The organism is Actinoplanes sp. NPDC051405 (genome assembly GCF_055586185.1).
Window position 1 is genome coordinate 255,084 of sequence record NZ_JBVJIR010000014.1, and the last position, 22,430, is coordinate 277,513.

Annotated in this window: 18 protein-coding genes; 10 read left to right on the forward strand and 8 right to left on the reverse strand. The window is 73.9% G+C overall.

Annotation, left to right across the window (positions count from 1 at the left end; all coding sequences use genetic code 11):
* Window positions 1-28: 28 nt before the first annotated feature.
* Window positions 29-4,099 (reverse strand): tetratricopeptide repeat protein, encoded by a 4,071-nt coding sequence (locus ACZ6S4_RS28910; RefSeq protein WP_465477916.1) that lies wholly within the window; start codon window positions 4,097-4,099, stop codon window positions 29-31.
* Window positions 4,100-4,280: 181 nt separating this feature from the next.
* Between ACZ6S4_RS28910 and ACZ6S4_RS28915 the strand changes: the two genes are divergently transcribed.
* From ACZ6S4_RS28915 to ACZ6S4_RS28940, 6 genes are all read left to right on the forward strand, one after another.
* Entirely contained in the window at window positions 4,281-4,877 is a 597-nt protein-coding gene (locus ACZ6S4_RS28915) for an ATP-binding cassette domain-containing protein (protein ID WP_465477917.1), read from the forward strand.
* Window positions 4,874-6,115: an ABC transporter substrate-binding protein gene (locus tag ACZ6S4_RS28920; RefSeq protein WP_465477918.1), complete on the forward strand. Its 1,242-nt coding sequence runs from the start codon at window positions 4,874-4,876 to the stop codon at window positions 6,113-6,115. Before ACZ6S4_RS28915 ends, ACZ6S4_RS28920 begins: the two co-directional genes overlap by 4 nt.
* Entirely contained in the window at window positions 6,112-7,896 is a 1,785-nt protein-coding gene (locus ACZ6S4_RS28925; RefSeq protein ID WP_465477919.1) for an ABC transporter permease, read from the forward strand. Before ACZ6S4_RS28920 ends, ACZ6S4_RS28925 begins: the two co-directional genes overlap by 4 nt.
* Entirely contained in the window at window positions 7,893-10,265 is a 2,373-nt protein-coding gene (locus ACZ6S4_RS28930; RefSeq protein ID WP_465477920.1) for a hypothetical protein, read from the forward strand. The genes ACZ6S4_RS28925 and ACZ6S4_RS28930 overlap by 4 nt, the downstream gene beginning before the upstream one ends.
* 125 nt (window positions 10,266-10,390) lie before the next feature.
* On the forward strand, window positions 10,391-10,714 hold the full coding sequence (locus ACZ6S4_RS28935; protein ID WP_433731416.1) for a YciI family protein: 324 nt from the start codon (window positions 10,391-10,393) through the stop codon (window positions 10,712-10,714).
* Between the two features lie 2 nt (window positions 10,715-10,716).
* On the forward strand, window positions 10,717-11,952 hold the full coding sequence (locus ACZ6S4_RS28940) for an RNA polymerase sigma factor (RefSeq protein ID WP_465477966.1): 1,236 nt from the start codon (window positions 10,717-10,719) through the stop codon (window positions 11,950-11,952).
* A 1-nt stretch (window position 11,953) separates the two neighbouring features.
* Here the strand turns inward: ACZ6S4_RS28940 and map are convergent, their stop codons facing one another.
* Window positions 11,954-12,769: a type I methionyl aminopeptidase gene (gene map / locus ACZ6S4_RS28945; protein WP_465477921.1), complete on the reverse strand. Its 816-nt coding sequence runs from the start codon at window positions 12,767-12,769 to the stop codon at window positions 11,954-11,956.
* 76 nt (window positions 12,770-12,845) lie between these two features.
* Between map and ACZ6S4_RS28950 the strand changes: the two genes are divergently transcribed.
* Window positions 12,846-13,112, forward strand: a complete 267-nt coding sequence (locus tag ACZ6S4_RS28950) for a helix-turn-helix domain-containing protein (RefSeq protein WP_360833978.1) — start codon at window positions 12,846-12,848, stop codon at window positions 13,110-13,112.
* 137 nt (window positions 13,113-13,249) lie between these two features.
* Complete coding sequence (locus ACZ6S4_RS28955; RefSeq protein WP_465477922.1) at window positions 13,250-14,116, forward strand: RNA polymerase sigma-70 factor; 867 nt, start codon at window positions 13,250-13,252, stop codon at window positions 14,114-14,116.
* A gap of 45 nt (window positions 14,117-14,161) precedes the next feature.
* On the opposite strand, the gene ACZ6S4_RS28960 is transcribed toward ACZ6S4_RS28955, so the two are convergent.
* On the reverse strand, window positions 14,162-14,896 hold the full coding sequence (locus ACZ6S4_RS28960; protein WP_465477923.1) for an SDR family oxidoreductase: 735 nt from the start codon (window positions 14,894-14,896) through the stop codon (window positions 14,162-14,164).
* 113 nt (window positions 14,897-15,009) lie between these two features.
* Here ACZ6S4_RS28960 and ACZ6S4_RS28965 point away from each other — a divergent pair, with 113 nt between their 5' ends.
* Window positions 15,010-16,410, forward strand: a complete 1,401-nt coding sequence (locus ACZ6S4_RS28965; protein WP_465477924.1) for a glucose-6-phosphate dehydrogenase — start codon at window positions 15,010-15,012, stop codon at window positions 16,408-16,410.
* Here the strand turns inward: ACZ6S4_RS28965 and ACZ6S4_RS28970 are convergent.
* The 5 genes from ACZ6S4_RS28970 to ACZ6S4_RS28990 form a co-directional block, all read right to left on the reverse strand.
* On the reverse strand, window positions 16,407-18,764 hold the full coding sequence (locus ACZ6S4_RS28970) for a glycoside hydrolase family 65 protein (protein WP_465477925.1): 2,358 nt from the start codon (window positions 18,762-18,764) through the stop codon (window positions 16,407-16,409). The two genes, ACZ6S4_RS28965 and ACZ6S4_RS28970, sit on opposite strands and share 4 nt — an antisense overlap.
* 32 nt (window positions 18,765-18,796) lie before the next feature.
* Window positions 18,797-19,444, reverse strand: coding sequence for an adenylate kinase (locus tag ACZ6S4_RS28975; RefSeq protein WP_465477926.1), 648 nt, complete (start codon window positions 19,442-19,444; stop codon window positions 18,797-18,799).
* A 77-nt stretch (window positions 19,445-19,521) separates the two neighbouring features.
* Window positions 19,522-19,854 carry a TraR/DksA family transcriptional regulator gene (locus ACZ6S4_RS28980; protein WP_465477927.1) on the reverse strand — a complete coding sequence of 111 codons (333 nt, stop codon included), beginning with the start codon at window positions 19,852-19,854 and terminating at the stop codon, window positions 19,522-19,524.
* Between the two features lie 80 nt (window positions 19,855-19,934).
* Window positions 19,935-20,729, reverse strand: a complete 795-nt coding sequence (locus ACZ6S4_RS28985) for a CBS domain-containing protein (RefSeq protein ID WP_465477928.1) — start codon at window positions 20,727-20,729, stop codon at window positions 19,935-19,937.
* Entirely contained in the window at window positions 20,726-20,959 is a 234-nt protein-coding gene (locus ACZ6S4_RS28990) for a hypothetical protein (protein ID WP_465477929.1), read from the reverse strand. Before ACZ6S4_RS28990 ends, ACZ6S4_RS28985 begins: the two co-directional genes overlap by 4 nt.
* Before the next feature lie 144 nt (window positions 20,960-21,103).
* Here ACZ6S4_RS28990 and ACZ6S4_RS28995 point away from each other — a divergent pair, with 144 nt between their 5' ends.
* The gene (locus ACZ6S4_RS28995) at window positions 21,104-22,321 is read left to right on the forward strand and encodes a PucR family transcriptional regulator (RefSeq protein ID WP_465477930.1); all 1,218 of its coding nucleotides are present in this window, start codon (window positions 21,104-21,106) and stop codon (window positions 22,319-22,321) included.
* Window positions 22,322-22,430: the final 109 nt, after the last annotated feature.

Here is a 22,430-nt window from a genome sequence, read left to right on the forward strand (position 1 = left end):
CTGGTGCCGCACCTGACGTACGGAGCCGTCACGTGGAGCGTGCCGGCGGCCCTCCAGGACGATGGAAATTGGCCTGGTAGAGGCGTACGAGGTGGGCGGCTTCGCGGTCGCGGCCGGCCTTGCGCAGCATGATGTGCAGCTCCCGGCAGGCGACCGCCACCGCCGGCGTCACAGCCTGCCGCGCCGCGGGATGCAGCCCAGGCAGCATGTCCAGGCCCTCACGGACCGCGGACACCGCCTCGGTGAGGCCCGGCGCGCCGCGGTCCAGGTTCATGAGGGCGTAGTTGCACAGCAGCTGCACCAGCTGGTGGGCATCCGCCGGTGATCCCTGCCGGGCCGCGGCCACCGCCTCGCGCATGACGGGCAGCGCCGCGCCGTCCCGGCCGAGGGCGATGAGACACACGGCCAGCGCGTTGAGGCAGATGGCCAGCTCGACACTGTGCACGCCGGTTCCCTGAGCCGCGATCCGGCGCCGGATCACCACCGCCCGTTCGAGCAGCGGCCGGCTCTCCTCGTTACGACCGGCTTCCCCGAGGGACGTGCCCATGGTGGTCAGGGCCTCGGCCGTCAGCCGTTCATGAGCTGCCGCGACCTCCGGTGGCAGGTTCCGCAGGATGGCCAGGGCCTCCGTGGCTGCCACCAGCGATTGTTCGAGCATGTCGTTCTCGACGTAGCGCAGCCCCAGGTTGTTGAGCACCTGGGCGAGGTGGGGCAGGTGCGCCTGCGGGCGGCGGGCCGCCAACGAGCGGAAGATCGAGACGGCGTTGCGGCTGTGGCCCAGGGCCTGCGGGTGCCGGCCGAGCTGGGCCAGGCGCATGGCCACGCTGTCGCTGAGGACCGCGTACGGGAACTCGTACGCGTCCGGGTCCCGCGCCGCGAGCTCGCGCAGGTGGCCGACGCCCTCCTCGGCGGCCCGCAACGCGTCGTCGACGCGTCCGAGGTCGGCGAGCACTGCCGCGTAGGTGTTGAGGGTCGCGGCCAGGTCGCCGAGGAAACGTTCCGGGTGCCGGGCGGCGAGATCGCGGTAGAGCGCGACGGCCTTCTCCACGAGCGTCAGGCCTTCGGTGAGCCGGCCGAGGCCGGTCACGGCCGCACCGAGGTTGGCGGCGATCAGGGCCAGGTTGGCCGCACCGCCGTCCGGATTCGCCCGCCACCGCCGTTGGTAGATGTCGTGCGCCTCCACGAGGAAGGCCATCCCGTCGGCATGCCGGCCCTGGTCGCGGTACCGCACGTACAGGTTGTTCAGGGCGGTGGCGAGCTGGCCCTCGTACCGGCCGGGGTTGTCCCGGGCGAGGTCGCGCAGCAGCGCCACCTGCGTTTCACCGGCCACGACGGCCGCCTCGTGGTGACCGAGCTCCGAGAGCGCGACGCCCTGAACGGCGACAGCGGTCACGTAGCCAGGCAGGTAGGTGTCCCGGTCCTGCTCGACCAGGGGCGCGAAGACTGTCACCGCTTCCTCGGCGTCGGCGAGGGCGTCCTCGTGCCGGCCCATGTCCCGCAGGACGGCGGCCCGGCGGGCCAGCGAGTCGCCGAGGGCCGGGCGATGGGCGATCAGGTCCGCCCCGGCCAGCAGCCGCCGGAGCCGGACGGCCTCGCTGACCGCGGCCAACGCCTCCGGGTGCCGTCCGGTGCTCTGCAGATGCTCCGCGACCACCTGCAGCGCGCCGGCGTACTGCGGGATGTGCTCACCCTGGTCGCCGACCAGATCCCGCATCAGCTCCAGGGCCCGCCGGGCGAACGCGACGGCCTCGTCGATCCGGCCGAGGGTGCTGGCGAAGGTGGCCGCGTTGCTGAGCGAGGTGGCCAGCAACGGCTGGAACTTCGGCGAGTTGACCCGGACCAGGTCCTCCCGGATCTCGATCGCCTCCAGCGTGGGGGCGAGCGCTTCGGGGTAGCGGCCGGTGTCGCCGAGGCAGGCGCCGACGTTGTGCAGTGCCAAGGCCAGGACCGGCCGGTGCGCCGCGGGATTGCTCCGGGCCAGCTCCCGCGCGACGGCGAGGGCCTCGTCGGCGGGCTCGTGGGCGGCTGGGCGCCGGCCGGTGCTCCGGCGGGTAGCGGTCAGGTTCACCAGTGCGTTCGCGAGGTCCGCGAGATACCGGTGGCGGTCGTCCTCGACCAGCCCTCGGTACATCGCGGTGGCCTCCTCGGCGGCGCGGGACGCCTCGTCACGACGGCCGACGGCGAGGTACCGGCCACTCAGATTGATGAGACTCCCGGCCAGGTCGGGCAGGTAGCGCTCCGGGTAGGCCCCGGCGACGCGCCGCAGCAGGGCCGCCGCGTCCTCGGTGGGGGCGACCGCCTCCTCGTCCCGTCCCAGGTCGGCCAGAACGGTGCCGATGTTCATCAGCGAGGTCGCCAGGTCCGGCAGATGCCCCACGTGGACCCGGGCGAGACGATGGTGCAGCTGCGCGGCGTCTCGGGCGTCCTTCAGCGCTCGCTGATAGTCACCGGCGAGGGCGAACGACGCGCCCCGGATGCTCAGCGAGTTCGCGTAGTCGCCGAGATGGTCCTCCGGACCGGCGGCGGCCAGCAGCTCGACGGCCCGCGATGCCGTCTCCACCGCCGCCTCGTGGCGGCCCGCGTGGTGCAGCCGGATCGTGTGGTCGATGAGCACCCGCGCGCGTTCCGCCGGATCGGCCGGGCCGGCCAGGCGACCGGCGAGCAGGCGGGTGCTGACGGCCGCGATGCCGTCGTCGAGATCAACGTGGCGACCGCGCGGCAGGACGTCGGCGACTCCCGCCAGCATGGTCAGGTCCACCTCGGCGATCGCGGCCAGCCCCGACAGTGCCTCGCTGCCCGCCTGCACCGCGAGCGCGGGACGGCTCCGCAGCAGCGGGTACAGATGGGCCGGCCCGACGTGCGGCCACCGGGCCGCGGCCGCGATGAGGAAGGTCAACGGTCGCCGTGGGTCGACACCTGTCAGCACCGCGGCCAGCCGCGACCCGGACCAGGGCTGACCCTCGGGGCCGCCGGTCAGGGTGAGCGCGAGGTAGTCCTCGGCGAGCCGGTCCGGCAGCAACGGCTGCAGGACCCGCGACGACGGGTAGCAGACACCGTGGTCGTGCAGGATCCGCTCGATCGGCATCTCCTTCTCGACCTCGGCCAGGAGAGCCTTTCCCTCGTCGTCCGGCAGCGCCCCGGTGAGAGCGGCCGTGAAGACCGTCCGGGCCATGACACTCGGCGGGGTCGCGAAGTCGAGGCCGCGGACGGCGCCCTCGTGGAGCCGGGTCCACTGCAGGTGCTCGCGGTCGAGCAGGTACTGGGTGTGCTTGGCCGGATCGGTCTCCGGTCGCGCGCCGTTGGCCCGCGCGTCCACCTCGACCAGGGCGGCCAGGTGCACGGCCAGCGTCAGCCCGAAGCGGTCACCGTCGAGATCGACGCCGGGGTCCGGTGGGGGAGCGACGTCGTGCACGCGGGCGAAGGCGGTGCGGGCGGCGGCGTACATGGCCGGCCGGTCGGAGACCGGGAGTGCTCCGAGCTCCATGCGGGAGGCGGCGGCCCCGACCGCCGGTCGCTCCAGCTCACCGCGCAGGGCCCGCCAGTTGGTCGCGCCGCGCCCGGCCAGCAGGATCCGGGTACGCACCCCCGGACGGTGCAGCAGCGCGTTGCGGGAGAGCCAGAGCAACGACGTCAGCGGCCAGCGGTCGGCGTAGTCGATCAGCAGGAGGACGCCTTCGGCCTTGTCCGTACGCAGGTCCTGGCTGCCCGGCGACGGCACGAACGCCCCGACGCCCTGGCCGGCGACGACCACCTTCCAGCCCGTGGCCCGGGCCTGCTCGGCGACGTCCTCGATCAGTCTGGTCTTGCCCTGGCCGCCCGGCCCGGACAGCCAGCGCACCGCCAGCCGGCCGGCCGATCCGAGCCACTCGCGCAGGTCGGCCCGCTCGGCCTCCCGTCCGGTGAACGGGACCAGGCCGGAGCGGGCGTCCAGCATGCGGCTGGGCAGCTCGCGCAGCCAGCCCGGGTCCGGCGGTGGCGTCGGCCGGAACTCCTCCAGCAGGTAGAGCGGGGACCCGTCGCCGAAGACGTGCAGGTCCGCGCCGACCACGCCGTACGCGAAGCCGGCCGAGGCGACGACCGTCTGTTCGGGTGCACTCACATCGACCCTCCGGGTCCGGCCACCCGTGACAGTCCCCTATGGGTCTACCGAATCTCTTCCGGCGCCCGCCGGGCAGGATCGTGCCACGGGACACCGGGGACGGGCACGGGATCGATAGGCTGCAGTGACCGCCTGTTGATGTCCGGGCCGGCGACCGGGGAGGTGTTGGGCGATTCTCGACGTGGTTGAGCTGGTGGTCGTGGTGTCCGGTGTGGCCCGTGCCGCGGTCTCGTTCTCCGCCCGCGAGGCCGAGCCCACCGCGGTGATCGCCGACGCGCCGGCCGCCACGGCGCTGGCCCGGACGGTGGCCGGTCTGGCCCAGCCGCTCTCGGGGCGGGTCCTGGTCGGCGACCGCGACGTCACCGAGCTGCCGCCCGGCGGCCGGCAGATCGGGTACGTGCCCCGCGGCGGAGCCCTCCTGCCGCACCTCACCGTCCGGCAGAACATCGAGTATCTGGTCTGGCGGCAGGAGTCGGTGCGCGAGATCGTCCGCGGCTGGGCGTCCACCCTGATATACCAGCTCGAGCTCGGGCCGGTGCTGGAGCAGCGGCCGCACGAGATCACCGCGCAGCAGCGGATGCGCGGCGCCCTGGCCCGGGCGGTGGTCTCGATGCCCGAGGCGCTGGTCCTCGAACGGCCCGATCCCGCCGTCTGCGGCCCGCTGGACGACCTGCTGGCCCGGATCGAGTCGCCGGTCTCCGCCGCCCCGGCCACGGTGGTCTTCGGGGATCGGCAGGCAGCACCCGAGGGTGCCCTGACCGTGGCGGTGACGGCGTGACCAGCCGGCGCACCGTCCTGGGTGGAGCGCTCGGTGCCGTCGTCGCCGGGGCCGGCGGCTGTGGCCGGTCACCGCGGCCGGTGCAGGTCGCCGTGGTCTGGAGCGGCGGGGAGCTGGTCCGGTTCCGCGAGGTCGTCCGGCAGTACCCGCAGCCGGTCGACGTGATCAGCACCCGCAACGACATCGACGCCTTCCTCAGCGCCCGCTACCGGGCCGGCAACCAGCCCGACGTGGCGATCGTGCCGCAGATCAGCCTGATCGCCGACTACGCCCGCCGGGGCTGGCTGCAACCGGTGCCACCGCAGGTGACGCAGCGCTTCGCCGACCAGTGGCGGGCCATGGTCACCGTGGACGGCCGGCAGTACGGCGCCTGGGTGAAGGCCGCGCACAAGTCGCTGGTCTGGTACCACCCCGACCGGCTGCCCGCACCGCCCGCCACCTGGGCCGAGTTCGTGTCGCTGGTCCGCGACCTGGCCGCCGCCGGCCGGCCGGCCCCGCTGGCCCTCGGCGCGGCGGACGGCTGGGTCCTCACCGACTGGCTGGAGAATCTGCTCATCGGTTTCGCCGCGGACGGCGAATACCAGGGCCTCGTGGACGGCACGGTGCCGTGGGACGGCCCGCTGGTGCGTACAGCGCTCACCCAGCTCGCCACCGTCTGGTCGGTCCCGGGCGCGTTCCCGGACGGGATCGGCCGCGCCCTGATCACCCAGAACGAGGAGTCGGTCATCCAGGTGGCCGAGGGCCGCGCCGCGATGATGGTCGAGGGGGACTTCGTCGCCGCCGTCGCGGACAGGTTCCGCCCGGCCGGGGCGCCGGCCCTGGCCGCCGCGCGGTTCCCGGCCGGACCCGAGGCGTTGCCGCTGCTGGTGGCCGGGGACGCCGCGATGGTGTTCGCCGGATCGAGCGCCGGTGGTGACCTGGTGGAGTGGCTGACCCGGCGGGATTCGTTCCGGCCGTGGATAACCGCCGGCGGCTACCTGTCGCCGAACACCCTGATCCTGCCGGACGCGTACGGGCCGGCGGCCGCCCGGGCGGCCGAGCTGCGCGATCCCGCGGGTGCGCTCCAGTTCGACCTGTCCGATCAGCTGCGCGGCTCGCTCGGCGGCCCGGACGGGCTGGGCAGCTGGAAGATCCTGCAGGACTTCCTCACCGAGGTGACCCGGCCCGACGCCGTCGACCGGGCCTGCCGGCGACTGGTCCGGGCGGCCGCGCAGGCCCGGCGGGAGGCCGGCTCGTGACGGAGCCGGCGCGCACCCGGACGGCCCCGCCCCGGCTGCTCGGCGAGACGGTGGTCATCGACGACGTCGGCCCGGGCCGGCGCAGCCGGGCGTACCCGAGCGGCGGATTCGCGTCGATGCTGCTCACCCCGATCGCCCTGCTGCTGGGCGGCATCCTGCTGTGGCCGGTCTCCCGCACGGTGCAGGCGAGCCTGACCGGGCCGGACGGCCAGTGGGTGGGCCTGGAGAACTTCCGCACCGCCCTGGCCGCGGAGGGCGCCTGGGAGGTGCTGGGCCGCACGGTGCTGTGGGCCGCGGTGGTCCCGGTCGTGGTGATCACCCTGGGCTATCTGCTGGCCGCGTCGCGCCGCACCGGCACGTTGCTGCTGCTCGCACCGATGGCGTTGCCGCTGGTCGTCACGGGGGTGATGTTCCGGCTGTTCTACGACCCCGACCCGGCCCGGGGCGCCGGCACCGCGGTCCTGACGTCGCTGGCCGGCCTGTTCGGGGTGCCCGCCGACGAGGCGCCGTCCTGGCTGGGCTCCGGCCTGATCACAGTCGCGCTGATGTCGGCGTTCGTGTGGGCGTGGATCGGCCTGCCCGTGGTGGTGTTCCGGGCGGCGCTGGACGCGCTGCCGGCCGACCTCACCGACGCGGTCCGGGCCGGCGGCGGCGGGCGGCTCGACGTCTTCCGCGACGCCCTGTGGCGGCCGCTGCTGCGGCGCACCGCGGCCATCGTGTTCGCGCTGGTGGCGCTGGGCACGGCCCGGGCGTTCGACCTGATCCTGGTGATGGCGCCGGGCTCCAGCCTGGACGAGGCGGCCAACCTCGCGGTCCGGGTGTGGCAGACCTCGGGCAGTTCCACCACCGGTCCGGCGGCCGCCCTCAACACTCTGTGGCTGGTCGCGCTGGGCATCGGCGTCGTGGCCGCGGCGATCGGCGGGCGGCAGGCGTGGCCACCGCCCACGCTGGAGGACGCTCCGGTCCGTACGGTGGCCGACCGCCCCCGGTCGCCGGTCCGCCGCACCCTGCCGGTCCTCATCGCCCTGCTCTGGGCCGTGCCGGTGCTCGCCCTGGTGGCCACCTCCCTGCACTCACCGCGGGAGGCCGCCACCCGGGGCTGGTCCGCCGCGTCGCTGCGGCTCAGCTCGTACGCCGACGTCCTCACCCAGCCGGAGGTCATCCGCTCGTTCGCCTTCACCGCCCTGCTCGCCGTGTCGGTGACGGTGCTGGTGATCATCGTGGCCCTGCCGGCCGGGTACGCCCTGGCCCGGCTGCGCCCGCCCGGCACGTCCGCCGCCGGGGCTCTGCTGGTCGCCGCGTCGGCGGTGCCGGTGCAGGTAGTGGCCGGTCCGATCAACGAGGTGCTGGAACGCGTCGGGCTGGCCGGCACCGGCGTCGGCCTGGGGCTGGTGCACGTGGCGCTCGGTGCGCCGTTCGCCGTCCTGGTGCTGCGCAACGCGCTGGCCGATGTGCCCGGCGCCCGGATCCGCGCGGCCCGCACCGCCGGCCGGCGCGAGTGGGGCGTGCTGTGGCGCACGGTGCCCGCCGCGGTGCCGGCCATCATCGCGGTGGCCGTGCTGGAGTTCGTCCAGGTGTGGAACGACTTCGTGGTCGGTCTGCTGTTCGGTGGCTCGGGCACGCCGCTCGGGCTGATGCTGTTCGGCCAGACCCGGCAGTTCGTCTCCAACAGCGGCACCCTGGCCGCGTTCGCGCTGCTCGCCTCGGTGCCGCCGCTGGTGGTCATCGTGCTCGCCCGCCGCCAGGTGATCGCCGGCCTGGTGTCCGGGGCGGTGCGATGAGCCCGCGGACCGATGCGCCCCGGCCGACGCGGCCCTGGCAGTGGGTGCTGACCCTGTCCATCGCCGTCGGCTCGGTGGTGGGCGGCATCGCCAGCAACATCCTGGCCGACATGATCGACCCCAACCTGGGCGCGATCACCTGGATCATCGCCGCGGCCGGCGTCCTGATCGCCGGGGTGCTGGCCACGCTGGAGGTGCGCAGCCGCCGTGCGTTGCAGGCCGACGCGGCGGTCGAGCCGGCTCCCGCGGTGCCGGTCCAGGAGGCCGGGGTGCCGACCGACCTGCCCGACACCACCGGGTTCGTCGGCCGGCGGACGGTGGTGGACTGGCTGGCCGGGGCCATCCGCGCCGAGCACGCCGTGGCGCTGCTGGGCCGGCGGGCCGTCGGCACGTCCGCCTGCGTGGTCCAGGCGGCCAACGCGGTCCGCAGCCACTACCCCGACGGACAGCTCTACCTGGACCTCCGAAAGGTCGACCGGCGGGGCCCGGCCCGGGCGCTGCGGCCCCGGGAGGTCGTCGACGCGCTGTGCCGCAAGGCCGGCATCGACGAGACCGCCCTGGGCCAGGCCGCCGACCTCGACGCGGCCGCCACGCTGCTGCGCACCGCGCTCGGCGATCGCAAGATCCTGCTGGTGCTGGACAACGTCGACTCGCCGGAGCAGGTGCGGCCGCTGCTGCCGCCGGCCCGTCGCTGCCGCCTGCTGATCGCCGGCAGTCCCACCCTGAACGGGCTCGAAGGGGTCCGGGTCCGGCGGCTGGCCGAGCCGTCCGCCGACGACGCGGTGGAGCTGTTCGTGGCGGCCGCCCGGGACGCCGGGGCCGTGCGCCGCGGCCTGCCGGCCGAGCCGAGCGTCCGGCACATCGTGGAGCTGGCCGGTCGGCAGCCGCACGCGGTCCGGGTGCTCGGCTCGTGGCTGGCCGCCCAGGGCTGGTCGCCGCAGGATCTGCTGACCGCCCTGCGGCACGGTCTGGACAACGGCCGGGCCGACGCCACGCTGACGCTGCTGGCCAGCCGGGACCGGGCGTACGCCGGGCTCGCCGCCGACGCCCGGCGCCTGGTCCGGCTGCTCGCGCTCGTGCCGCAGCCGGTCAGCCGCAACGCCGTGGCCGCGCTGGCCGGCACCAACCGCGGGCACACCGACCGGATGCTCGACCAGGCGGCCGACGGGGCCTTCGTCACGGTGACCCCGGACGGCCGGTACCGGCTGCGGCCCCTGCTGGTCCCGTACGCCCGGGTGCATCTGTTGTGTGACGAGCCGCCGCGGCGGCGGGTGGCCGCGCAGGCCCGGCTGGTGCGGTATCTGGCCCGGCAGGCCGAGCGTTACGCCGACTCCGTGCTGCCTGACGAGCCGCCGGGCACCGAGCCGGGCAGCGACTGGTTCGGCCGGCACGAGGCGTTGCTGCGGACGCTGATCTGCGAGCCGTGGGGCCGGCCGGGCGCCCTGCCGGCCAACCCGCCGCGCCGGATGCGCCGCTGGTGGCTGCGGCTCGCGGTCGCCCTCTGCACCTGGTACGCGTCCGCGGGCAGGCTCGACGACTGGGCCGCGGTGTGCCGGGCGGTGCTGCACAGCCCGGTGGCCCGCCAATCGGCCGCGGTCGCGGGCTGGGCGCACAACGAGCTCGGCGCGGTCCACCGGTGGCAGGGTGACCCGCACCGGGCCGCCGTCGAGCTGACCGCGGCGGTGGCCCTGCGGCACCGCCGGGGCGCCGCCCAGTCCCGGACCAACCTGGGTCTCGCCCTGCTCGACCAGGGCGACGTCGACGGCGCGGTCGACCAGCTCCAGCGGGCCCGTCAGCAGCGCTCCCCGAGTGATCGGGCCGGCCAGGCGCTCACCGAGCTGGGACTGGGCGTGGCGTTCCTGGCCCGCGAGGAGCCACGGTTCGCCAGCCGTCACCTGATCCGCGCGGCCAACCAGTTCGAGGTCGTCGGCGACCGGCGCGGGTACGCCGCCGCCCTGACCAATCTCGCGCTGGCCCAGTGGTGGCTCGGTGAACGCCTGGACGCCGCCCAGGCCTGGAGCGCGGCGCTGGAGTGCCATCCGGCCGTCAAGGACCGGCAGGGCCAGGCCGCGGCGCTGCTCAACGCCGGGGCCATCGTGGCCGCCGGGGCCGTCAGCACCGGCGCGGCGGAGCCCAGTAGCCGGCGACGGGCCACCCAGGCGCAGCAGCTGCTGCAGGAGAGCCTGCGCATCCGCCAGGCCGACGGCCGGCCGACCGGCCGGACGCGGCTCTACCTCGGGGACGTCGCGCGGATCCTCGACGACCCCGACGACGCCCGGCAGCACTGGGAGGCGGCGGTCGAGGCCTGCGAGAAGGCCGGCGATGCGGACGGCGCCGAAGCCGCCCGGGCCCGGCTGTCGGAGGCCTGAGGCGTTCCTCGGCGATTCTCTTGAACAAATGTCCGGCGGTGGTGTCGGATCGCGGTAGCGGTGTTCGTAGCAGAGGTGAGCGGCCGCCCACGTGAGGCGCCCGGACCACAGGAGATGATCGTCAGATGCAGTACCTGGTTTCCGTGATCGACGACCGGACCGGCTCCGCCACCCCGGAGGAGATGGTCGCCATCGACGCCTTCAACGACCGCCTGCAGGCCGACGGCCACTGGGTCTTCGCCGGCGGCCTGAACGCGCCCAGCACGGCCACCACCATCGACAACCGCGGGGCCGAGCCGGTCTTCACCGACGGGCCCTTCCTGGAGTCCAAGGAACACCTCGCCGGTTTCTGGGTGCTCGAGGCCGCCGACCTCGACGTGGCGCTCAAGCTCGCCGCCGAGGGATCGAAGCACTGCAACCGCAAGGTCGAGGTACGGCCCTTCCTGTGACCCTGCTCGACGCCGGCGAGGCGGTCACCCGGGCCCATCGCGCGGAGTGGGCGCGCGTGGTCGCCGCCCTGACCAGACGATTCGGGGATCTCGACATCGCCGAGGAGGCGGCCGCCGAGGCGTTCGCGACCGCCGTCGAGCGATGGCCGGCCGAGGGCGTACCCCCGAATCCCGGCGCCTGGCTGACCACCACCGCCAACCGCAAGGCCATCGACCGGATCCGGCGCGAGAGCAAGCGCGACGACAAGCACAGAGAGGCGCAGCTGGTGTTCGACGACGAACCGCCGGAGCCTCTCGGTGCCATCGAGGACGAACGGCTCCGGCTGATCTTCACCTGCTGCCACCCGGCGCTCGCGATGGAGACCCGGATGGCGCTCACCCTGCGGATGGTCGGCGGCCTGACCATGCCCGAGATCGCCCGCGCCTTCCTGGTGCAGGAGGCCGCCATGGGCCAGCGGATCACCCGGGCCAAGGCCAAGATCAAGGCGGCCCGGATCCCGTACCGGGTGCCGTCGGCGGAGGATCTCCCGGCCCGCGTGTCCGGCGTGCTCGCGGTGCTCTTCCTGGTCTTCAACGAGGGTTACCTGGCGACCGGGCCCGGCACCGATCCGGTACGGCACGACCTGACCGCCGAGGCGATCCGGCTCACCCGGCTGATCCGGGTGTTGCTGCCGGACGACGGTGAGGTGGCCGGACTGCTGGCGCTGATGCTGCTCACCGAGGCCCGCCGCACCGCCCGGGTCTCGGGCAGCGGTGAGCTGGTGACCCTGAGCGAGCAGGACCGTGGCGCCTGGGACAGGACGCTGATCGCCGAGGGTCACCGGCTGGTCCGCGAGCGCCTGGCCGCCGGGGTGGCCCCGGGCCGCTACCAGATCCTCGCGGCGATCAACGCCGTGCACACCTCGGCCCGCGACGTCCGCGACACCGACTGGTCGCAGGTCGTCGCCCTCTACAACCACCTGGTCCGGCTCGACCCGTCACCGATCGTGGCGCTCAACCGGGCCATCGCGGTCGCCGAGCTGGACGGGCCCGAGGTGGCGCTGGCGGCGATCGACCGGCTGGACGACAAGCTGGCCGGATATCACGCCTTCCACGCGACCCGCGCCGACCTGCTGCGGCGGCTGGGGCGCGGGCCCGAGGCGCGCGAGGCGTACGGGAAAGCGATCGAGCTCGCGGGCAACACGGCCGAGATCGCCTACCTGACCCGCCGCCGCGACCAGCTGGGACAGCGCCGCTGACCTACCGCTGGTCGGCCAGTGTCGCCCGGGTCGCGGGGGACTCCTCGCCGCCGGGACGCCCGGTCAGCACCCGCGGGCCGGCCTCGGTGACGGCCACGGTGTGCTCCGAGTGCGCCGTACGGGATCCGTCCGCCGACCGGATCGTCCAGCCGTCCTCGTCGGTCCGGATCTTGTCGGTGCCGCGGCAGAACCAGGGCTCGATCGCGATGGTCAGGCCGGGCTCCAGCCGCATGCCCCGGCGGGCGCGGCCGCCGTTGGCCACGTGCGGGGCCTCGTGCATGGTGCGCCCGATGCCGTGGCCGCCGAACTCGCCGTTGACGCCGTACCCGTAACGCCCGGCGACCTCGCCGATCGCGGCCGAGACGTCGCCCAGGTGGCCGCCGGGCCGGGCGGCCGCGACCCCGGCGGCCAGCGCGACCTCGGTGCACTCGATCAGCTTCAGGTCGGCCGGGTCGGGGGTGCCGGCGATGACCGACAGCGCGGAGTCGGCGGCCCAGCCGTCGATGGTGACCGCCATGTCGATGCTGAGCAGGTCGCCGTCGCGCAGCACGTAGTCGTGCGGCAGGCCGTGCAGCACCGCGTCGTTGACCGACAGGCACAGCACGTGGCGGAACGGGCCCCGGCCGAACGAGGGCGCGTAGTCCCAGTAGCAGGACGTGGCGCCGCGTTCCTTGATCCGCCGGCGGGCGAGGTGCTCGAGGTCCATCAGGTTGACCCCGACGGCGGTGGCCGCGCCGAGCTCGGCCAGCAACTCGCCGACGAACCGGCCGGTCACGGCCATCTGTTCCACCTCTGCGGGGGATTTGAGCTCGATCACGACAGCCTCCCTCTCCGAATGCGGTATTTTTATACCACGCTCGGCCGGGGGCGCCCCGGGGGACTATCCTGCTGGCATGGTTCGCCAACCGCTCACCGCCGAACAGATCGCCGCCGGCCGGCGACTCGGGGCCGCCCTCCGGGCCGCGCGAACCGGCCGCAGCCTCGTCGAGGTGGCCCTGGCGGCCGGCATCTCACCCGAGACGTTGCGCAAGATCGAGGTGGGCCGGCTCCCGGCACCGGCGTTCGGCACCGTGGTCAGCCTCAGCGAGGTGCTCGACATCCCGCTGAGCGAGCTGGCCGAGGTGTGGCTGGCCGGCACACCCGTCAGCCAGGCGTCCTGACCCGATGAGCTGGCCGGCGCCCGACCGGGCGGTCATCGACTTCCCCGACCTGGCCGCCGTCTCCGCACGGCAGGCGCAGGTCACCACGCTGGTCAAGCGCTGGGTGCAGACCTGACGACGAGCGGACGGGAGCCGGCGTGACGGAGGATCTGCGGGACGCGACGGCCGTCTTCCAGGAGGTGCGGCCACGGCTGTTCGGCATCGCGTACCGGATGCTCAGCAGTGCCACCGAGGCCGAGGATCTGGTGCAGGACGTCTGGCTGCGCTGGCAGACGACCGACCGCAGCGTGGTCGTCAACCCGGGCGCGTTCCTCGCCACGACCGCCACCCGGCTGGCCATCAACGCCCTGCAGTCGGCGCGGGTGCGGCGCGAGACCTACGTGGGGCCGTGGCTGCCCGAGCCCGTCGACACGAGCGCGGACCCGTACCTGGGCGCCGAGCGCGGTGAGGCGCTGCAGCTCGCGACCCTGCTGCTGATGGAGAAGCTCACCCCCAGCGAACGCGCGGCCTATGTGCTGCGCGAGGCCTTCGATTACCCGTACGCGCAGATCGCCGACATCCTCGGGTCGACCGAGCCCGCGGCGCGCCAACTGGTCAGCCGCGCCCGGAAGCACGTGACCGGGGAGCGGCGTACGCCGGTGAGCGGGGACGCGCAGAAGGAGCTGCTGACGACGTTCATCGCGGCCGCCCGTTCCGGAAACCTGAGCGCGCTGGAGAAGCTCCTCGCGGCGGACGTGACCAGCGTGTCCGACGGCAACGGCGCGTACCGGGTCGCCCGCCAGCCCGTGGTGGGTGCGGCGCGGGTGGCGAAGTTCCTCGCGGCGATCTCCACCTGGTTCTGGAACGACATCGACGTGCAGTGGGCGACCGCGAACGGGCAGACCGCCGCGGTGTTCCGCCGCGACGGTGCCGTCTACGGCGTGCTCACCATCAGCGCCTCGGCCGAGGGCATCGACCAGCTCCTGTGGATGGTCAACCCCGACAAGATCGCGGCGGTGTCCTGACCCGCGCCGGGCCCGCACGGTGTTGCCGTACGGGCCCGGCCGGGATCAGCGGGCGAGCCACTCCCGGTACGACGTCTTGGCGATGACGGCGTCCTGCTGGGCGATCAGCGCGTCGCCCGGCGCGGCGGCGAACATGCCGGCGCTGCTGTCGGTGACCACGGTGCGCTGGTCGCCGTGGGCCGCGAGAGTGATCCGGCCCAGCTCGTCGAGGGCGAAGACCTCGGGACCGGCGATGTTGCGGGTGCCGTTCAGCGGCGCGCCGACGGCCACCTCCGCGACGGCCTGAGCGACCTCGGCCGCGGCCATGGGCTGGACGGGCGTGGCCGGCAGCCGGACCGTGTGCTCGTCGGAGGTCCAGGACAGCACCGCGTCGATGAACTCGAAGAACTGCGTGGCGCGGACGATCGAGTACGGCACCGGGCCGGCCTTCAGGATGTCCTCCTGCAGCACCTTCGCGCGGTAGTAGGCCAGGTCCGGCACCTGCTCGGCGCCCACGATGGACAGGATGACCACGTGACCGACCCCGGCGCGCCGGGCCGCGGCGAGCAGGTTGTCCATGGTCGTGCGGAAGAAGGCGGGGGAGGCGTCGTCGAAGGTCGGCGAGTTCGTCAGGTTGACGACGACGTCGGCCCCTCGCAGCGCCTCGTCCAGGCCCTTCCCGCTGAGCAGGTCGAGGCCGGTGGACGGCGAGTGCGGTACCGCCTCGTGCCCGCCCGCGTTCAGCATCCGTACCACCTGCGAGCCGATGAGCCCGGTGCCACCGATGACGGCGATCTTCATGTGCGTGACCCTTCCGGTCGGAGAGTTCGTTCGCCTGCTCAGACCGGACAGCCCTCGCCGTTGTGACAGCCGCGCGGAGATTAGTGCCGCGGTGGCCCGGGCATGGTGGGGTGATGACGACAAGATCTGCGGGGCAGGCCGGCGGGGAACAGAGCCTGCTCGTGCTCGGCGCCAGCGGCGACCTCACGGGCCGGTTGCTGCTGCCCGGACTGGGCGGGCTGCTGGCCGCCGTTCCCGGCCGGCCCCTGTTCCTGCTGGGCAGCGGCATGGACGACTGGGACGAGGAACGCTGGCGCAAGCGCGTCGACGACTCCTTCTCGTCGGTGTCCGCGACCGGCCCCCAGGTGACCGCCACGGTCGAGGGCACCCGCTACCTGCGGGCCGATGTCACCAAGGCGGAGGACCTGCGCCGGTTGCTCGACGCCTGCCGCGGACAGATCGTGATCTTCTTCGCCTTGCCGCCGGCCGTCACCGCGAAGGCCTGCCAGGCCCTGGCCGGCCTCGACCTGCCGGCGGGCACCCGGCTGGTGCTGGAGAAGCCCTTCGGCACCGACACCGCCGGCGCCGAGCGGCTCAACCAGCTGCTGGCCACGCTGGTGCCCGAGGAGCAGATCCACCGGATCGACCACTTCCTGGGCAAGTCCACCGTGCTCAACATCCTGGGCCTGCGGTTCGCCAACCGGCTGTTCGAACCCATGCTGAACGCCCAGCACGTCGCGAGTGTCGACATCGTCTTCGACGAGAGTCTCGCCCTGGAGGGCCGGGCCGGTTACTACGACTCCGCGGGCGCCCTCGTCGACATGGTGCAGAGCCACCTGCTGCAGGTGCTGGCCCTGCTCGCCATGGACGCGCCGCCCACCATCGACGCCCGCGAGGTGCGCGACCGCAAGGCCCAGGTCCTGCGGGCCACCCGGCTGTGGGACGACGACGCCCGGACCTGCACCCGCCGCGCCCGGTACACCGCGGGCGAGATCGACGGGCGGCGGCTGCCCGCGTACGCCGACGAGCCGGGCGTCGACCCGGGCCGGAGCACCGAGACGCTGGCCGAGGTGGTGCTCACGGTGGACACCTGGCGGTGGGCCGGGGTGCCGTTCCGGCTGCGGTCCGGCAAGGCGATGAGCGCCACCCGCAAGGAAGCGGTCATCACGTTCAAGCAGCCGGCCCGGGTGCCCGACGGGCTGACCGGCTACGACCGGCCCGATCGGCTGCGGATCGGCTTCGGCCCGGACCGGCTCGCCGTCGACCTCAACATCAACGGCCCCGGCGACCCGTTCGTGATCGATCCGGTCACCCTCGATGCCGACTTCGGGCCGGGAGAGCTGCCCGCGTACGGCGAAGTGCTGCGCGGTGTCCTGGACGACGACCCGCTGCTGTCGGTACGGGGTGACACCGCCGAGCAGTGCTGGCGGATCGTCGAGCCGGTGCTGAGCGCCTGGCGCGACGGGACGGTCCCGCTGCTGGAGTATCCGGCGGGCAGCGAGGGACCCGAGGACTCCCTGCTGGCGACGGGCTAACGGGCTCCGGCGCGTTCCGGGGCGTACCCCGGGGGCTGGTGGGGCGGCGGGAGCAGCGGTTCCAGGGCAGCGACGGGACGCAGAACGGAACCACCGGCGGTGAGCTCGATCGGCTCCCCGTAGAGCTTGATCGTCAGGCGGGCGTCGGTGCCGTCGCGCAGGCTCACCCGTACCGTCGTGGGGTCGGCCTCGACCAGCAACCGCAGACCGCTGTGCCGCAGCCGGAAGCGCAGCCCGGTGATGCCCTCGGGCAGCCGCGGCGCCAGCGCGAGCACATCGTCGTGCTCGCGCAGGCCGCCGAAGCCCTCGACGATCGCCGACCACGCCCCGGCCAGCGAGGCCAGGTGCAGCCCGTCGCGGGTGTTGGCGTGCAGGTCACGCAGGTCGACCAGGGCGGCCTCCCAGGCGTAGTCGTGGGCCAGCTCCACGTGGCCGACCTCGGCGCACATCACCGCCTGGGTGCACGCCGACAGCGACGAGTCGCGCACGGTGATGCGCTCGTAGTAGTCGACGTTGCGGGCCTTCTGCTCGGGGGTGAAGGCCTCCGGGCACCAGTGCAGCGCCAGCACCAGATCCGCCTGCTTGATCACCTGCCGGCGGTACAGCTGGAAGTACGGCGCGCGCAGCATCAGCGGCTCGCCGGGATGCTCGGGGGCGAAGTCCCACGGGGCATAGCGGGTGAAGCCGGCCGACTGCTCGTGCACGCCGAGCCGTTCGTCGTACGGCACGTGCACCGCGTCGGCGGCCGCCTGCCAGACCCGCGGCTCGTCCGGGCGGACACCGAGCCGCTCGGCGGCCTCGGGACGGCGGGCGCACGCGGCGACGGCGGCGCGCAGATTACGGGCGGCCATCAGGTTGGTGAAGACGTTGTCGTCGGCGACGGCGCTGTACTCGTCCGGGCCCGTGACGCCGTCGACGTGCCAGTGCCCGGCGGCGTCGTGGTGGCCGTGCGAGACCCACAGCCGGGCCGTCTCCACGAGGATCTCCAGGCCGCACTCGGCCTCCAGCGAGTCGTCGCCGGTGACCTGGCGGTAGCGCTCGACGGCGCGGGCGATCACCGCGTTCAGGTGCAGCGCCGCGGTGCCGGCCGGCCAGTACGCCGAGCACTCCTCGCCGTGGATGGTGCGCCACGGGAACGCCGCACCGGCCAGTCCGAGCGTACGGGCGCGCTGCCGGGCCTGGTCGAGGATGCTGTGCCGCCACCGCAGCGCGTCGGCCGTGGCGTGCGGGGCGATGTAGGTCAGCAACGGCAGGACGTAACCCTCGGTGTCCCAGAAGGCGTGCCCGTCGTACCCGGGGCCGGTCAGTCCCTTGGCGCCGATGGCCCGCCGCTCGGCCCGGGCGCCCGCCTGCAGCACGTGGAACAGGCCGAAACGGACGGCCTGCTGCAGCACCGGGTCGCCCTCGACCTCGACGTCGGCGGCGTCCCAGAAGTCGTCGAGGTACGCGCGCTGCTCGGCCGCGAGACCGTCCCAGCCGGCGTACTGAGCCCCGGTCAGGGCCGCGGCCACCTGGTCACGCAACGCCTGCGGCGACCGCTGGCTGCTCCACGCGTACCCGAGGAACTTGGTGATCCGCAGCCGCTCGCCGGGCCGCAGCACGGTGACCACCGTCGTGCGGGCCCAGTCCTCACGGACGTCGGTCTCCTCGTCGTACGCGCCGGGCGCGGTGACGGCGTGGTCCATGCCGGCCGCCATCAGCAGGCCGCTGGTGCGGGTGCGGTGCAGCAGCACCGCGCCGTGCTGCTCGGTGTCCTGGGCCACCGCGACCAGCGGACGGTCCAGCGCGGCGGCGACGCGCGGGTCCTTGGACTTCTGCGGCTGCTCCTCGTTGGCCACCAGCCCCGACTGCAGGGTGATCCGCACCTCGTGGCCGACCGCCTCGACCTCGTAGTCCACGGCGGCGACCGCGCGCTGGGTGAACGAGACCAGCCGGGAGCTGCGGATCCGCACCCGCCGCCCGGCCGGTGACTCCCAGTCGACCTCGCGGCGCAGCACACCGGCCCGCAGGTCCAGGACGCGTTCGTGGGCATGCAGCCGGCCGTGCGCCACGTGGAACGGTTCGTCGTCGACCATCAGCCGGATCAGCTTGCCGTCGGTGACGTTGACGACGGTCTGTCCCTGCTCCGGATAGCCGTAGCCGCCCTCCGGGTACGGCAGCGGCCGCTGCTCGTAGTACGAGTTCAGATAGGTGCCGGCGATGACGTGCGGCTCACCCTCGTCCAGGTTTCCGCGCAGCCCGATGTGGCCGTTCGCCAGGGCCAGCACCGACTCGCTCTGGCCGAGCCGGTCCAGCTCCAGGGCGGCCTCACGGACCTGCCACGCCTCGACCGGGAACCGGGCCTCGCCGATCATGTCGCCTCCGCTGCTGGTCCGGGCCGGGTCGCTCAGCAGTCGCCGAACGCGGCGCCGAGCCCGGTCAGATCGATGGAGCGCCGGGCGTTCTCCGGGACGAGGTCGACCAGCGTGCTCATGCTCTCCAGTGCGGTGAGCACCTGGTGCGCGACCTGGGCGACCGGGCGCATGGCGTCCACGGACACGAGGATCCCGCGGCTGCTGTACCACTCCACGATCGGGTACGTCACCTCGTGGTAGAGGGCCAGCCGCCGCCGGATGATCTCCTCGGTGTCGTCGGAGCGGTGTTCCAGCGCCGCGCGGGCCAGCAGCCGGCGGATCAGTTCGTCGTCGTCGGCTTTGAGGTGCAACGCGACGTTCGCGGTCATCTCGAGGCTTTTTCCGACCTGGTACAGCGCCCGGGCCTGGGCCATGTTGCGGGGCATCCCGTCCAGGACGTATCCGCCCTGGTCCTTGGCCTCCAGGAAGGCGTCGCGGACCATGTCCAGCACGATGTCGTCCGGGACCAGCTCACCGCGGTCCAGGTGGGCCCGGACGGCCAGGCCGAGCGGGGTCTGCCGGGCGACGTGGTCGCGGAGCAGGTCACCGGTGGCGATGTGCGGCACGTTGAAGTGGGTGGCGATCAGCGCGCCCTGGGTCCCTTTTCCCGCTCCGGGAGGGGCGACGAGCAGCACCCGCATGGCTGTCCTCTCACCGGTCGGAGCACGTCCGTCTCACGATCACCTGGCTGTCCCGACGATCGTAGACGCACGCGGGCTCAGGACGTCCGGCGCCGCTCGCAGCGGGTGCAGTGGGTGGCGTGCGGCAGGGCGTGCAGCCGGCCGAGGGGGAGCGGCTTGTGACAGTCCAGGCACAAGCCGTAGGTGCCTTCGGACATCCGCCGGAGTGCCTGGGCCGTCTCGGCGATCCGCTCGCGGGTGGACGCGACGAGTGCCTCGAGGGTGTGAGGGTCGTGACCGGCGTGCCGGGCGTGCACGGTGAGCTGGGTCAGGCGGGCGGTGTGCACGGCGAACTGCTCCTCCAGCATGCCGCGGAGCAGTTCCTGGTGGTCGGCGGACGAACGGGCCGGGCCGTGCAGCGTGGCGGTCATGATGCCTCCGAGATCCTCATGCGGCCCGCCCGCCGGGGACGGAACGGGTCGGCGCTGAACGGATGGGGGCGTTGCGGCCTTCAAGCATTGCTGTGTTCCTTCCCGCCCACCATGGCCGGCGACGGCGACGAATGGACTCGTTGTTTGCCGGGCGTCGGCAACGAAGCAGCCGCGGCGGCCCGGGTGCGCGGGCCCGGCCGACGGCCGGCCCGGGTCGCCGCGACGGTGTCGTCGAGGTCGAACGTGAGCTGGTCGACGACGCCGGTGACGCCGGGGACCGTCGCGGTCAGCCGCGCGGCCGCGACGGCGGTCGTCCTGCGGGCGGTGCGCCCGCTGAGCGTGACGACTCCTTCGTCGACGTCGGCCCGGACCGTCCCGGGGCGGATCATCAGCGTGCGGCGCAGGACCTCCTGCCCGACCTCGTCGCGGATGACAGCGTCCAGCCGGGCGTGCACCTTCAACAGGTCCGACCGGGTGACGATGCCCCGCAGCCCGCCGGCCCGGTCGACGACGAGCAACCGGCCGACGCCGCGGCGGTACATGATCCGGGCGGCGGCCGGCAGCGACGCGCCGGCTCCGATGGTCAGCGCCGGGCCGCTCATCACCTCCACGGCCGTACCCTCGGGCCACCGCAACCGCCGGGGTACCCGGCGGCGCCACCAGCCGGCCGGGGAACTGCCGGCCGCCCCGATGTCGATCTTCCGCCGCAGGTCGGTCCAGGAGACCACGCCGAGCACGACGTCGAAGCGGTCGGTGATCGGCACGGCGGTGATCTGCCGGGCGGTGAGCAGGGCGACCAGGTCCGCGACCGACGCGTCGTCGGGTGCGGTGATCACCTCGGTGGTCATCACGTCCTGGACCCGCCAGGTCGTCATGATGCTCCCTCCCTCGTGCTGACGGTCCCGCTGCGAGGTTCGGCCTGGCGGTGGTACAGGGCCTGGGCGCGGGCGTGGCGGCGCAGCAGGTACAGGCCGGTCAGCACGGCGACGAGGGCGATCAGCAGCAGCGCGTCGAAAAGACCTCGGGTGAGGAACATCGCGACGGCCAGGACGAGGACGCTCGTGACGGCGACCGCGGGCACCACGTGTGAGCTGCGGACTTGCATGTCGTTCTCTCCTTTCCGGGGGCTGGCTCCATCGTCGCCGGGACCGGTGGGCCACCGGCAGGGCCACGGTCTCCAGACAAGGCGGGTCTAGACTGCCGACTGTCGGCAACGAACGGCCGGCGCGGCGCGGGTCTGGAGGCGGCGGTGACCGGCAAAGCTCAGCGGCGCTCGGAGGACGCGTGGCTCGTGGATGTCGCCGAAGGGGCCAGCCGCGACGCCGGCGGCGTACCGGTGGAACTGCTCGGTGACTATCTGCCGCTGCTCGCCGACGCGGCCACCCACGGCCGCCGCGCGAAGCGGCGCGAGCTAGACGCGGTGGGCCTGCTCGGCCGGCGCGCGGCCGAGCAGGGCATCTCCGCCGGACGGGTGGTGCAGCTGTATCTGTCCGCGGCTCGGCGGCTGTGGCAGGACCTGCCGGTGGTGGTGCGTTCGCGCGACCGGGAGGCGGTGCGGGCCGCGGCGACGGCTGTCCTGCAGGTCGTCGACGACGCGGTCGCCACGCTCGCCGAGGGTTACGCGGTCGCCCGCCGTGACCTGGTGCGCCGGGAGGAATCGCTGCGCCGGGAGCTGATCGACGACCTGCTGCGCGGCGACTCCGATCTCGGCACGCTGGTGGAACGGGCCGAACCGTTCGGGCTCGACCTGGCCCGGGTCCACCAGGTGGCGCTGGCCGCACCGAGCCGGCGGCTGCCGGACGCCGACGCCGCCATCAGCGCGCTCGAGGCGGTCATCTTCGACCGGCTCGGTGACCGGGACGTCCTGGTCGCGACCAAGGACGGCCTGCTCGTGGTGCTGGCCCCGGCCGACGCGGGGACGGCGGGCCGGCCCCCGCCGACGCCGGACGCGAGCAACGAGCTGGGCGGGCTGATGCACCGCGAGCTGAGCCGGTTGCGCCGCGGACGCCCCTGGCGGGTCGCCGTCGGAAGACCCCACCCCGGCCTGTACGGCATCGCCCGCTCCTACGAGGAGGCCCGCGAAGCGCTCACCATGGCCGGCCGGCTGCACACCGAGACCCCGGTCATCAACGCTCACGATCTGCTCGTCTACCGGGTGCTGCTGCGCGACCAACCGGCCATCGTGGACCTGGTGCAGGCCGTCCTGAGCCCGCTCACCGCCGCCCGGGGCGGGGCCGGTCCGCTGCTCGACACCCTGCACGCGTACTTCGAGACGGGCGCGGTGGCCACCGAGTCGGCCAAGCGGCTGCACGTGTCGGTCCGTACGGTCACCTACCGCCTGGCCCGGGTCAAGACGCTGACCGGCTACGACGCGGGCGATCCCGCGCACCGCTTCACGTTGCAGGCGGCGGTGCTCGGGGCGAAGGTCCTCAACTGGCCGCAGGAGCCGCTGCCCGCTCCCGCGTGACCCGGCGTCAGGCGTCGGTGAAGGCGTCGGGGATCTGCATCTCGGTGAGCCGGCGCAGGTGGCGTTGACCATGGCGCCGGAGCCGGCGACGGAGAAGTCGTGGTCCCGC